This window comes from Kordia sp. (assembly GCF_965224175.1).
GTDB lineage: Bacteria > Bacteroidota > Bacteroidia > Flavobacteriales > Flavobacteriaceae > Kordia.
Genome location: NZ_OZ245041.1, coordinates 4,106,198 through 4,119,801, shown reverse-complemented (window position 1 = coordinate 4,119,801; position 13,604 = coordinate 4,106,198). Strand labels below are relative to the sequence as shown.

The 13,604-nt window shown below is 32.6% G+C and carries 14 protein-coding genes; 10 read left to right on the top strand and 4 right to left on the bottom strand.

Going from position 1 to position 13,604, the window contains the following annotated elements; all coding sequences use genetic code 11:
* Positions 1 to 10 precede the first annotated feature (10 nt).
* The 4 genes from ACOQOS_RS17805 to murI all read left to right on the top strand — a co-directional run bounded on the left by ACOQOS_RS17805 (position 11) and on the right by murI (position 2,883).
* Complete coding sequence (locus ACOQOS_RS17805; RefSeq protein ID WP_420571824.1) at positions 11 to 907, top strand: OmpH family outer membrane protein; 897 nt, start codon at positions 11 to 13, stop codon at positions 905 to 907.
* A 44-nt stretch (positions 908 to 951) separates the two neighbouring features.
* Positions 952 to 1,464: an OmpH family outer membrane protein gene (locus ACOQOS_RS17800; RefSeq protein WP_420571823.1), complete on the top strand. Its 513-nt coding sequence runs from the start codon at positions 952 to 954 to the stop codon at positions 1,462 to 1,464.
* A gap of 119 nt (positions 1,465 to 1,583) precedes the next feature.
* Complete coding sequence (locus ACOQOS_RS17795; RefSeq protein ID WP_420571822.1) at positions 1,584 to 2,012, top strand: hypothetical protein; 429 nt, start codon at positions 1,584 to 1,586, stop codon at positions 2,010 to 2,012.
* A gap of 91 nt (positions 2,013 to 2,103) precedes the next feature.
* A complete protein-coding gene (gene murI / locus ACOQOS_RS17790; RefSeq protein WP_420571821.1) occupies positions 2,104 to 2,883 on the top strand; it encodes a glutamate racemase in 780 nt (259 codons plus the stop codon).
* Between the two features lie 7 nt (positions 2,884 to 2,890).
* On the opposite strand, the gene ACOQOS_RS17785 is transcribed toward murI, so the two are convergent.
* From ACOQOS_RS17785 to ACOQOS_RS17775, 3 genes are all read right to left on the bottom strand, one after another.
* Complete coding sequence (locus ACOQOS_RS17785) at positions 2,891 to 3,412, bottom strand: gamma carbonic anhydrase family protein (RefSeq protein WP_420575161.1); 522 nt, start codon at positions 3,410 to 3,412, stop codon at positions 2,891 to 2,893.
* 458 nt (positions 3,413 to 3,870) lie between these two features.
* Positions 3,871 to 4,602, bottom strand: a complete 732-nt coding sequence (locus tag ACOQOS_RS17780) for a LytR/AlgR family response regulator transcription factor (RefSeq protein ID WP_420571820.1) — start codon at positions 4,600 to 4,602, stop codon at positions 3,871 to 3,873.
* On the bottom strand, positions 4,603 to 6,831 hold the full coding sequence (locus ACOQOS_RS17775; RefSeq protein WP_420571819.1) for a tetratricopeptide repeat protein: 2,229 nt from the start codon (positions 6,829 to 6,831) through the stop codon (positions 4,603 to 4,605). It abuts the gene before it with no gap.
* A 273-nt stretch (positions 6,832 to 7,104) separates the two neighbouring features.
* On the opposite strand from ACOQOS_RS17775, the gene ACOQOS_RS17770 reads away from it, so the two are divergent.
* Positions 7,105 to 8,130 (top strand): SIMPL domain-containing protein, encoded by a 1,026-nt coding sequence (locus ACOQOS_RS17770; protein WP_420571818.1) that lies wholly within the window; start codon positions 7,105 to 7,107, stop codon positions 8,128 to 8,130.
* Between the two features lie 55 nt (positions 8,131 to 8,185).
* Positions 8,186 to 9,358: a VWA domain-containing protein gene (locus ACOQOS_RS17765; RefSeq protein WP_420571817.1), complete on the top strand. Its 1,173-nt coding sequence runs from the start codon at positions 8,186 to 8,188 to the stop codon at positions 9,356 to 9,358.
* Positions 9,359 to 9,547: 189 nt separating this feature from the next.
* Here ACOQOS_RS17765 and ACOQOS_RS17760 read toward each other — a convergent pair whose 3' ends face one another.
* A complete protein-coding gene (locus tag ACOQOS_RS17760; RefSeq protein WP_420571816.1) occupies positions 9,548 to 10,552 on the bottom strand; it encodes a type IX secretion system membrane protein PorP/SprF in 1,005 nt (334 codons plus the stop codon).
* 435 nt (positions 10,553 to 10,987) lie between these two features.
* On the opposite strand from ACOQOS_RS17760, the gene ACOQOS_RS17755 reads away from it, so the two are divergent.
* The 4 genes from ACOQOS_RS17755 (at position 10,988) to ACOQOS_RS17740 (ending at position 13,564) form a co-directional block, all read left to right on the top strand.
* Entirely contained in the window at positions 10,988 to 11,893 is a 906-nt protein-coding gene (locus ACOQOS_RS17755; protein WP_420571815.1) for a NifU family protein, read from the top strand.
* 79 nt (positions 11,894 to 11,972) lie between these two features.
* Complete coding sequence (locus ACOQOS_RS17750) at positions 11,973 to 12,173, top strand: dodecin family protein (protein WP_298418941.1); 201 nt, start codon at positions 11,973 to 11,975, stop codon at positions 12,171 to 12,173.
* Between the two features lie 83 nt (positions 12,174 to 12,256).
* Positions 12,257 to 12,625 (top strand): DUF1304 domain-containing protein, encoded by a 369-nt coding sequence (locus ACOQOS_RS17745; protein ID WP_420571814.1) that lies wholly within the window; start codon positions 12,257 to 12,259, stop codon positions 12,623 to 12,625.
* 87 nt (positions 12,626 to 12,712) lie between these two features.
* The gene (locus ACOQOS_RS17740; protein WP_420571813.1) at positions 12,713 to 13,564 is read left to right on the top strand and encodes a mechanosensitive ion channel family protein; all 852 of its coding nucleotides are present in this window, start codon (positions 12,713 to 12,715) and stop codon (positions 13,562 to 13,564) included.
* Positions 13,565 to 13,604 lie beyond the last annotated feature (40 nt).

Sequence of the window (13,604 nt, the reverse complement as noted above, 5' to 3'; positions counted from 1 at the left end):
ACCGACAGACATGAAAACTAAAGTTCTTTTTTTATTAACAATGCTTCTTACACTATCTACCGTGAACGCACAAAAACGTGTACCTGGTGCAAAAGTTGGCTATATTGATATGGAATACATTTTAGAGAATGTAACAGCATATAAAGAAGCAAACACTCAATTAGAAGCAAAAGCGCAACGCTGGAAAAACGAAATTCAGAAGAAGCAAAACGCAATAGATCAAATGAAAAAAAATCTAAGTGCGGAACGTGTTTTACTTACGAAAGAACTAGTAGACGAGCGTGAAGAAGAAATAGAGATCTTAGAAGAAGAATTACAAACGTACCAACAAGATCGTTTTGGACCTTATGGTAGTTTAATGGTACAGCGTCAGAATATGGTAAAACCTATTCAAGATCAAGTACTCAATGCAGTTCAAGATATCGCAAAAAAGAGACGTTACGATTTCGTGTTTGACAAATCAGCTGATGTAGTAATGCTTTATTCTTCAAAGAAATTTGATATAAGTGATCTAGTATTACGAGTAATTAATAGAGACGAGAAACGCAAAGGAAGAGAAGCTAAAATTGAGGCTAGAAACGAAAAGTCAAAATTTGACGATGAAAATTCGGAACCAAACCCTGAAATAGAAGCTAAGAAGCAAGCGGCAGCAGAGAAAAAAGCAGAGCGTCAAAAACTATTAGATGAACGTAAACAAAAACGTGAGGAAGAGCGTGAAGCTAAAAAGAAAGCATACGAAGAAAAACGCAAAAAACTAATAGAAGCACGCGAAGCTAAAAAGAAAGCCGCAGAAGAAAAGCGTAGAAAACGAGCAGAGGAAAAGCGTAAAAAGAAAGAAGAACGCGAAAAGCAGCAGGAAGAAAAAGAAAACGAAGGCAACGGAGAAGGCGCTGGAAACGGAAAGTAACAACAATTAATATAAATAACACTTAAAGTAAATAATTGAAAATCATGAAACAGATGAAAAAGCTAATTGCTATTGCAGTACTATTTTTTGGAGTAGTAAGTTTTACTAATGCACAATCTAAAGTTGCTCATATCAACACGCAACAATTAATTAGCGCAATGCCAGAGATGAAAGCTGCTAAAGCTGAGTTTGATAAATTACAAGAATCACTCGGTGCTGACATTCAAGCTTCAGTAACTGAATACAGAAATAAATTGACGCAGTATACAAACGAAGCTCCAGGAAAAACTGATGCCGAGAATGATGCTAGAAAGAAAGAATTAGCAGAGTTAGAAACGCGTATCCAAGAAGCACAAGCAGCTGCACAAAAAACTGCTGAGCAAAAGTATATTGACTTAACAAAGCCTATTCAAGAAAAAGCATTAGCAGCTATTCAAAAAGTAGCTAGAGCACAAGGATTCGCTTATGTTCTTGACGAAACTCCAGGATCAGGTTTATTACTTGCTGATGGAACTAACTTAATGGGAGCTGTAAAAGCAGAATTAGGTATCAAATAAGACATAGAAAACTTTACATTATATAAAAACCGCCTATTTTTGGCGGTTTTTTTTATGCCTGATTTTAACTAAATTTATAAAAATCTAATACGTTTCGTTACCCTAACACTAAAATACATATGGAAATCACTTTAGAATATTGGAATGAATTAGCGAAACAAACTATTTTAATCAGTTCTCTGTTAAGTGGATTTTCAATTGCAATCGTAGCCAACTTATTGGTATCTGATAGAAACGATAAACTTACAAATCGAATTTTAATATTTTCTACACTTGCTTCAGGTTGTTTTTTAGTAACTGTTTTTGCGATGATACAAATATCAATGACAACGACTCCTGGAGGTTATTTAAAAAATGTAACTACAAATGACTTTATTATACCTCGAATTATTGGACTAACAACTTTTATGATCGGATTATTTTCCTTAACCACAATGATTGCACTATCTGGCTGGACCAAGTCTAAGAAAATCGGGCGATTTACTACAATAATCGGCATCATTACGCTTTTACTAATCTTTATGACCATGACTAAAGTTAACCTCTAGTCACTTAATAATATTCTATTTTTTGGTAGAGATATAGTTTGCTTTACATAATGATTTAGACAACAGTATTTTTTTACTTATTTTTACCATTATGAGTAATTCCCCGATTGGTATTTTTGATTCTGGTGTTGGCGGCACATCTATTTGGAGCGAAATTCACAAATTGTTGCCACATGAAAACACAATCTATCTTGCTGATAGTAAGAATGCTCCATACGGACCTAAAGGAAAAGAGAGAATTACAGAACTTAGCATTAAGAACACCGAATTACTACTTCAAAAAGGTTGCAAAATTATTGTAGTTGCGTGCAATACTGCAACCACAAATGCGATCAAACATTTACGCAAAAGTTACGATGTTCCATTTATCGGTATTGAACCCGCTATTAAACCAGCTGCTTTACAGACGAAATCCAAGACGATTGGCATTTTGGCAACAAAAGGAACCTTGTCTAGCGAATTGTTCCACAAAACAGCTGATTTGTATGCAAACGGCGTTCAAATCATAGAGCAAGTTGGTGAAGGTTTAGTTCCGTTGATTGAAAATGGCAAGATTGATTCACCAGAAATGGAAAAACTGCTTAACTTATACACAACACCAATGCTTCATGCTAATATCGATTATTTGGTATTGGGTTGCAGTCATTATCCGTATTTAATTCCGAAGTTAACAACCTTGTTACCAAAACACGTAACAATTATAGATTCAGGAACTGCGGTTGCTAAGCAAACTCAAGCGATTTTAGCACAAAATGACTTATCAGCAGAAACCTCAAATTCTGGCAGTTGCACTTTTTACAGCAATGGAAAACCTGAAATTTTATATGATATTTTGAAGAGAGATTATAGTGTTGAAGCGCTTGATTTTTAAGATTGAACTAATCTTCCTTTTTAAACCAACTAGAATATTCCACGTAATTATCTGCAATACGATTGATTTCTCCAGAGATTAATTCTTTGCTAATATCTTTTACTTTTTTTGCAGGAACACCAGCATAAATACTTCCCGATTCTACATGCGTGTTTTTAGTCACAACAGCTCCTGCGGCAATGATACTATTACTTTCCACAACACAATCATCCATCACAATACTTCCCATTCCAATTAATACATTATCATGAATAGTACAACCGTGTACAATAGCATTGTGTCCGATAGATACATTGTTTCCAATAGTAGTTGGCGATTTTTGATAGGTTGCATGAATCACAGCACCATCTTGCACATTTACCTTATCTCCCATTTTGATAAAATGTACATCTCCGCGCAATACCGCATTAAACCAAACACTACATTGATTTCCCATAGTTACTTCTCCTACTATGGTAGCATTTTCAGCAATAAAACAATCGTTTCCTATTTGTGGATGTTTTCCGTTTACGGGTTTGATCATGGGAATTGGATTTTGGGTTACCTCGCTTTTAGCTTTTAGCTTTTAGCTTTTAGCTTTTAGCTTTTAGCAAAGATACTTTTTCATTTACTATCTTGAGTTTTATGTTTTAAATTTTGCAATTCTTTTGTTATCGGTTGGTCACTTCGCTAAGTTGTTGGTTGTTTTCCGTTAATTTGTTGATTTGTCTTTTACTAAGAATACACGAATTATCACTTTAGTATTGAGTAGTCCATAATCTTCACGGATTTTTATTGATACATTATCAAATTGACACATTAAAGGAACGTCACTTCGAGTGATTTTTTACAGAAAATTGTGTCGAAAAGCAGATTGCTTCACTTCCTTCGCAATGACGTTTCAAATTCTTCAAGTTCAACTTCAAAAATTATGACTATACATATTAAATTGCAGACTTTCTTTTGACACAATCATCGCACTAATACCTAAAACCCATAATCTAACACCTACTTAAAGTACGATAATAGGTTCGCTTTTTTGGTAGATGAAACCATTACTTCTTTTCCATTGTTCAACACAACACTTCCGCCTTTTCCTTTTTTGTATTTCACGACAGCATTTACATTGACTAAATACGATTTGTGAACACGCGCAAACGGATATTGACTGAGCGTTTCTTCAAAGTATTTCAATGTTTTACTTACCACAATTTTAGCATCATTGATATAAATTTCAGTATAATTATCATCTGCTTTGCAGTAAATAATGTCAGCTACATTTAATACTTGAAAACCATCTTGCTGTGGAATGGTTATTTTTCCATTGATTGCTTCAATTGTTGTTGATATGACATTTTCAGCTAAACGTTCTTCTTTACTTTTAATAGAAGTCACATGATCAACCGCTTTGATAAGTTCATCAATAGAAATTGGTTTTAGCAAATAATAAGACGCATGACTGTTTAATGCTTCTATAGCATAATGATCGTAGGCAGTAACAAAAATTGTTTCAAACGAACGATCGCCCACTTTTTCAAGTAAATCAAAAGCATTTCCAAAAGGCATTTCTACATCTAAAAAGACCAAATCCAATTCATTATTTCGAATTAAGATTAGAGCATCATCAATATTAGACGCTTCTCCAACAATGTTGATGTTTGGACAATATTTTCCGATGTATTTTTTTAGAATTTCTCTACTAATTTCTTCGTCTTCAACAATAATGGTTTGTAACTGCATTTAATCTTTTTTAAGCGTTAATATAACTTTAGTTCCTTGTCCATCTGCCTGAACATCTGCAATAGAAACATCTACTTTATCTTTGTACATATCGTTTAAAATGGCAATACGTTTTTTGATATTCCCCATTCCTTTTGACTTTTGACGCAATTGGTTTTTGGTTTTTAATTCCATAGAACGTTTTCTTCCAATTCCATCATCTTCAATGACAATTTCTAACATTTCATCCGTTTTTGCCGAAATGGTAATGTTTAATTTTCCTTTTTCTTCTTTGTAACGCAATCCATGCCAAATAGCATTTTCTATATACGGCTGCAACAACATTGGCGGAATTTGAAAGTCTGATACTTTTAATTGTTCATCGACCGTAATTTCGTAGTCAAACTTATCTTGAAAACGCATATGTTCTAAGCGCACATAGAGTTCTAGCAATTCGAGTTCTTTGGATAATGGAATAAAATCTTCATCCGAATTTTCCAAAACAGCACGCATTAAGGTTGAGAATTCAGATAAATAACGATTTGCATTTCGTTCATCATTGAGTGCTATATAATTGTTTACAGAGTTTAACGCATTGAAAATAAAATGCGGATTCATCTGTGTTCGCAAAGATTTTAAAGCTAATAAATTGTTAGCGAGTTTTTGCTGTTTGCTATTTCTATAGAAAAGATAAATGGTAATTACCAACAAAGTCATTCCGAAGATAAGCGAGTAAATAGTATATTTTTGTGTTTTGTTACTTTGCGCAATAAGTAATTGTTCTCGCATGTAATTTTCATTTCGCGCGCGTTCTAATACACGATCTGCTTCTAGACTTCGAATTCGAATTTGATTGTCTTGAATTTTCTTTCGAAAACGACTTGCTTGCGAAATTTCTTGTTCTCTTCGCATTGTCAATTCGGTAACCAAATCAACATACTCTTCAAAAGTTTTACGTGCCGCATCAAAATTACCAAGTGACTCAAACGTTTCTGACAACTTTCGCTTTGCATCTTTTTCTACAATTAAATCTTCTTTTGTATTGGCTTCAGATACACTTTTTTCAAAATACGGCAATGCTTCATCAAATTTATCTTGCTGTAAAAAAGCATTTCCAATTTTATAATTGATGCGTTGCGAAGTAATTGTTACAGAATCATTGAATGTTCCTCTTGATTGCTGCACTTGTACACCAGATTTTTCTAAATCTTTTAAATTCTTTTTACGCAGTTCTATTTCCTTATCATATGAATTGGTCGAATTATAAAAATCGGCTACACGATCTTGCTCTACAATGGCACGATTTAGATTTTGCTCGGAAGCCAAATTCAGAGAGTTTTGGTAATAATTATCTGCTTTTTTAATTTTTCCACTTGCAGCGTAATTATCGGCAATTTTGGAGTTTAAATCTGTGATTTTTGGAGTGATTAAGTCTTCTTTTGCGATTTCTAATCCTTTATTATAATTTTCAAGCGCTTTATCATATTTCCCCAAAGCTTTATACGCATCTCCTAAACCTTCATAAATGGTTGTTTTTTGATATCGTGATAAATTGTTGCGTAAAATTCTATTAAAGGAAGTAATTGCTTCTTCATAGTCTTCGTTCAAGAGCTGTGTCATTCCTAAAGAAATCCACAGACGACTGGTACTATACATATTTAAAGCTACTTGATAATTGCTAATTGCTAAATCATATTGCTTCCAATATGCATAAATATCTCCTAGAATTGTATATGAATCCGATAATCGTTTCTGATCGTTATTATCGTATAAATTTTCAAGTGCTTTTTCAATATATTGAATACTTTTTTCAATATTTTTTTTCTTGAACATGACGGCAGAATCGAGCAATATTTTATGTCGTTGCAAACCTGCTTTTCGTTTTTGCTTGCTTGTACTAAAACTACTATTTTCAGATCCTTCATATCCGTCAACTAAAAGAACGAGTGGCTCTCCACTTTCAATTTTATGAAATTCTTTTCCAAAACTTGGGTGTTCGATCACCAACTGATCTCCAATACGCGTTCGAATTGTAAAACGACCAAAAGCGTTTGTTTTTACTACTTCTCCTCCAACAATTCGTATAGTAGCATCTTCTACAGGTGATCTACTATCTCTTCCTCTTATTTCTCCTCGTACTGTAAAAAAAGCAGTCGCTTCATCTTTGCGTTCTTCAGAATTGTTTTGAGCAACAACTTCTGGAAGTGCAATTAGGCAAAGAAATATACATAGCGTTATCAGCTTTTTCACGCGTTCAATTTTTAGTAATTAACTGAATTTAAAATAAAGTTGAAACGTTTTGTTTCCACTTTGACTCTCATTAAGAATGATAAACTTACGTACTTTCCTTGATATACTAAAACATACACCTTGTTAAACCCTGATTTTTAGCTGGTTTTTAGATTCTTTTTGACAACTTCTCTCAATTAATACACCTTTTTACTCATTCAACTTCACTGTAGGCTCATTCGCGGTTTTTTACGGATTTCTTTGCAGGTATTTTTAAACAAAATTAAAAGCATCATGAAAAAAATAAATGTATTGTTGTGCATATTTCTGGTACAATTTACGATTGCACAACACAAAGGAAATTATGATCAAAATGTTCAAATTTCTAGGCAAAATATCAAAACAAGCTCTTATGGAAATGCGCAACGTTTCGGACCACAAACATCAAATCCGAGACGCAATGTCAATCCGAGTTCTTCGATTACAATCGATGTACATGCGCTTTACAATGCAAAAGCAAGTTCTTATACTGCTATTTTCAATATTTCCCAGATTGGACCAACTGCAGAAGAAACGCACAAGCTAGTTAACGAGCGAATTGACAATGTAAAAAAGCAGCTTTTAGCCGAAGGAATTAAAAAAGAAGATATTGCTATCGATGTCATTTCTTTTGTTCCTGTGTACGAAATTGAAGTTGAGAAAAAGCTATTTAGCACCAAGTATAACGAAGTTCCTAAAGGTTTTGAACTCCAACAAAACATTCACATTAAGTTTAAAAAAACACAACAGTTCGAAAAGATTTTAGCCGCTTGCGCTTCAAACGAAATTTACAACTTGGTTAAAGTAGATTATTTTATTGAAAACATTCGGCAAGTGTATAAAAAGCTACAAACATCGTTACTAGAACTCATAAAAGAAGAGAAAGAATATTATAAAATTTTAGGTTTCGATTTAGCAAATTATAATGTTGTGATGGCTGACGACAAGTATTGCTATTTCCCAAAAGATTTCTACAAAAACTATCAAGCATTTAATAGTATTTCTTTTGAAGCTTTAAAGAAAAACAAAGGCATTACCAAAGCAAAAAAACAGACTTCATATTACTACCAACCGATTTCTTATGAAAACTACGACATTGTTATCAATCCTTCCATTTTAGAACCTGTTGTGCAAGTTGGCATGCAAATTAAATTGGTATATACACCAAAACCTAAGGAACAAAAGCTACCTCCTAAAAAAGAAATTAAAACCGAACATAAGTATTATGTCATTTCTCCTGACGGAAAGATTGATGTAAAAGAATTAAAAACAAGTAACTAAGCTAACTACCGCCATCCAAACCAGATTTGAATTTAAAAACAAAAACGAGTAAAAGATGAAAACACTACATGTATTTTTTGCCAGCGCATTGTTGTTAACAATGTCCTGCAAAGGCAACTCAAAAGCAGATACTGCCTATTTGAACGAAACGGAAATTGAAGTTATTCCAACGACCGAAATATTTGAACTTAAAAAGCAAAATACCATTAAAGTTGCTTTACTGTTAGACACCAGTAATAGTATGGATGGTTTAATTCATCAAGCAAAAGCGCAATTATGGGAAATTATTAATGAACTTTCATACGCAAAGTGTGACGATGAAAAACCTAATTTAGAAATTGCATTGTATGAATATGGAAATGACAACTTATCTTCTGAAGAAGGCTACATACGTCAAGTAATTGGTTTTAGCAATGATTTAGATGAAATCTCTGAGAAATTATTTTCGTTAACTACACGCGGCGGAAGTGAATTTTGTGGACATGTTATTCAGACTTCTTTAGATCAATTGAATTGGGGAAGTAATCCAAAAGATTTAAAACTTCTTTTCATTGCAGGAAACGAACCTTTTACGCAAGGAAATGTGAATTATAAAGACGCTATTACAAATGCTTGCGAAAAAGATGTTGTAATCAATACTATTTTTTGTGGAGACTATCAACAAGGAATTTCAGGTATGTGGAAAGACGGCGCTATACAAGGAAAAGGTGATTATATGACGATTGCTCACAATAGAAATATTGTATATGTACAAACTCCATATGATCAAAAAATCATGGAATATAATACACAGTTAAATCAAACCTATATTGCATATGGTAGACAAGGAGAATATAAAATAACACAGCAAGCAACACAAGATTTCAATGCGAATTCTCTTAATGAAGAGGTTGCTGTAGATAGAGCAATTTCTAAAAGTTCTAGTTTTTATCAGAATTCTTCTTGGGATTTGGTTGATGGAATTGAAAAAGGTACTGTAAAAGTTGAAGAGTTGACTGAAAAAGAACTCCCGAAAGAATTACGAGGAAAGTCGAAAAAGCAGATTTTAGCATATGTAGAAAAGCAACAAAAAATGCGAAAAGAAATTCAACGTAATATTCGTGATTTAGATGTAAAACGCAAAGAATATATCTCTAAACAACATAAAAAAGGTGGTAAAGACGATTTAGAAAGCGCTATGATTGAAGCAATTAAAAAACAGGCAGCTCGCAAAAATTATACATGGTAATCTTTTTAGATCGTTAGACACGCTTTGCTCCTAGATACTAGATCGCTTCGCTTTTAGACTTTTAAATACTATTATCAATATAAATATTATTAAGTTTTAAACTGTATACTACTACCTAAGCATTCTCCAAAAGAAAAAGGCTTGCGTTTATTTCGCAAGCCTTTTTCATATGTTGTACTAATTATTTTCTTAGTTAATCGCTGGACAGTTACAATCGTAAGGATCTCTTCTGTTTCCAAAGTCATATCCTAATGTAATTTGGTGATAACCTCCATTAGAAAGTACTAGTGAGTTAGCTTGGTATGAATATGTATACGCAAACATAAACTTCTTATAATTAACACCTACAAACGGCGTAATGTATTGTAATTTTTGATTGTCTACTTGTGTCCCATTTACAAATTCAGCTCCATCTAAGCTTCTTCTGTATGATAATCCTCCCCAAAGAGAACCAAATTCTAAACTTCTATATACTTTAATATTTGCATCAATAGAAGATTCTTGTGTTTCATCTGTGTATTGAAACATAAAAGAAGGCTCATATTTCCAATCGCTATCATATCCACCAAATACATAACCTGCAGATGCTAAATAACGACGTTGATTTTTTGACTCAAATTCTTGAGAGAATAAATCTCTTTTTGTTGGCAACGCATTCTTAATTGTTAAATGTGCATAAAAGTCTAAGAAATAGTAAGACGCTCCAAAGTCAACATTGAAATAAGTAGCATTTTGTTGTGTTCCAGAAATTATTGGATCAGGGTTATTGATAATATCAAATCCTGTTTCATCTAAAGTTCCTTGTGTAAATCCTGTGCTAATACCAAAAGATAATTGATTTAAATCAACTCTATTTCTTGATAATAATAAATGATATGCAAAAGTTAGGTAAGCACCTTGTTGAGAAAAGTTACCATTTTCGTCATTGTACAAAATTGCTCCAACACCTACTTTGTCTCCAACGCGAGTATTAAAACTTAATGTTTGTAAAGATGGTGCATTATCAACATCAAACCATTGTTGTCTGGCTGTCAATCTAATTTTAGAAGAATTTGAAGCTCCGGCCATCGATGGATGTATAAGATATAAATTATCAGAAAGATAGTCTACATAAACAGGAAGTCCATCTTGCGAAAAAGAGCACTGTACTCCAAATGCGATGGCAACAATAGCTAAGTATTTTTTAAAATTCATTAGTGTTTATCTTTTTGTGTAAAAAATAATCGATACAATTTATGAGCTGTACCGAACATTCAATGCAACTTATTATTTGATAACGAGGCCTTTATTTGTTGTGTTTCAATTAATTATACGCAATACTCCTTTTAAACAGGTGTTTTTGCATAGTAAAATGTTACACATTTGGTCAAATATATAAATTATTTGATAAGTATGTAATTCTTATCTCAATTTATTATTGATGTAAGCCATAAGAATCCAATTTTAACAAAATAAGTTCTCTCATCAGCTTAATTTCGGGCGTCAATTTATTAAAAACGTAATTATTTATTAATTATTTTAACATAAAAAATAAATTTAGTGCAAACATAACATTATAAACGAATAATTTATCTCGTCACATTTATAGAATACAACGATTATAGTTATTTTTGTAAAAAATTTTAAGCCATGAGTGGTATTACGATAAGTATAGAGAAAACAAGCAACCCCGCAATCATAAAATTTGAAGCAAGTACGTTTCTAACACGCCATAATAGTTACGAGTTTAAAAATATAGATGACGCTAAAGATTCTCCTTTAGCACAACAATTATTTTACCTTCCTTTTGTAAAAACTATTTTTATTTCTGGAAATTTCATTGCAATTGAACGTTATAATATTGTAGAATGGCCAGATGTGCAAGAAGAAGTTGCCGAGCAAATTACAGAATATATTAATGAAGGAAAAGAGATCATTAGTGAATCTGCAACTCCAAAAAAGGTAGTTCCTGTAACTATTTACGCAGAAAGTACACCAAATCCAACGGTAATGAAGTTTGTTGCCAATAAGAAAATTGTAGACCGTATCTTTGAATTTAAGAATATTGACGACACAAAATATGCGCCGCTTGCACAATCATTATTTCACTTTCCGTTTGTAAAAGAAATCTTTTTGGATAAAAATTATATTTCCATCACTAAATACGATATGGTAGAATGGAATGATATTACCATGGAGATTCGTGAATTTATTCGCAATTATATTCAAGAAGGAAAAGAAGTAATTTCAGAAGATATTCCTGTAGAGCAAAAAGAAAAAATTCAAATTTCAGATCAAAGTTTTGAAGCTTTAGATGATATTTCTAAAGAAATTATAAATATTTTAGAAGAATACATCAAACCTGCTGTAGCTAGTGATGGCGGAAATATTATGTTTGATTCGTATGATCCAAATTCTAAAGTAGTTAAAGTTGTTTTACAAGGAGCTTGTAGTGGTTGTCCATCTTCTACTATGACGCTAAAAAGCGGTATCGAGAATACGCTAAAAAACCTATTAAAAGGACATATAAACGAAGTTGTTGCCATCAATGGTTAATAATGTCTTTTATTATTAAAAGAATTGCCGTAAATTTATTGAGTAAAAAATTATCATATAACCTTTAAACAACAGTATTATGGCAATATTGAAAGTGATTGAAGTTCTTTCGAACTCAAAGAAAAGTTGGGAAGATGCAACAGCAAAAGCTGTAAAACAAGCATCTAAATCGGTAAAAAACATTAGATCTGTATATGTACAAGATCAAAGTGCGATAGTACAAGATGGTGCTGTTGTAGAATACCGCGTAAACTTAAAGCTTACTTTTGAAGTAAAGTAGAGGAAAACCTATCATATATGAAAAGCGTTATCAATAATTGGTAACGCTTTTTTTATCTTCCTATATTTTCATACCTTCAACCTATGAAAATTTTACAAACCATCCTTATTGCTATTGTAGCAATAGAACACGTCTACATTTTATACCTCGAAATGTTTTTATGGACTAAACCCAAAGGCATGAAAACTTTTGGATTGAAATCAAAAGAATTTGCTGAAGAAACAAAAACACTAGCGGCTAATCAAGGATTGTACAACGGATTTTTGGCAGCAGGTTTATTTTGGTCTTTATATACAGAAGATGTTTCTGTAAGTTTATTTTTTATTATTTGTGTTTGTGTAGCCGCTTTGTACGGCGCATATTCTACAAAAAGTAATCGCATATTAATTGTACAAGGAACACCTGCGTTTTTAGCATTGATAGTAATGCTGTTGAACAGGTTTTTAGTGTAATTCACAGATGCTTTGAGATTTCAGTTTTAATGTTAGCTGAAAACTCTTTGTTTTTTTAATTTCGCATTATCAAAAAAATAGAAAATTATGCAAGAAGGAACGATACCTGAAGTACAAGCCGAAACAGAAGCTGCTGTAGATTGGCTTACACAATTAAAAAATGTTGTCATTGAGTATGCGCCAGCTGTTATTGCAGCATTGGCAATCTTAATTATTGGTTTATTCGTTATTAAAATAATTGTTCGACTTTCGAGACGACTCATGAATAAACGCGGGATTGACACCACATTACAAAAGTTTTTAGGCGATTTACTCGGTTGGACACTTAAAATCTTATTGTTTGTAGTTGTCGCCTCTAAGTTAGGTGTAGAAACAACTTCTTTTGCAGCTATTATTGGTGCCGCTGGTTTGGCAATAGGTTTAGCACTACAAGGTTCTTTATCAAATTTTGCTGGTGGTGTTTTAATCATGATTTTCAAGCCATTCAAAATAGGCGATTTAATTGAAGCGCAAGGAGTAATTGGTGTTGTAAAAGAGATTCAAATTTTTACAACACATTTAAATACACCTGGAAATAAATTAGCTATTATTCCAAACGGAACTTTATCTAATGGTAACATTATTAACTATACCGCAGAAGGAACACTTAGAGTTGATCATGTTATTGGCGTTTCATATGATGCAGATATTAAGCAAACCAAAGAAGTACTTATGAAAGTATTAACGAGCAATGACAAAGTATTGAAAGATCCGGAGCCAACAGTAAATGTTTCCGAATTAGCAGATAGTTCTGTAAACTTTGCCGTTCGCCCTTGGGTAAAAGCTGAACATTATTGGGATGTATATTTTAAAGTTTTAGAAGATGCTAAAATAGCATTAGACGCTGCAGGAATTGAAATTCCATATCCGCATAGTGTAGAAATACAAAAAGAAGGATAAGTTAGACTGTTAGACTGTTAGACTGTTAGACTGTTAGACT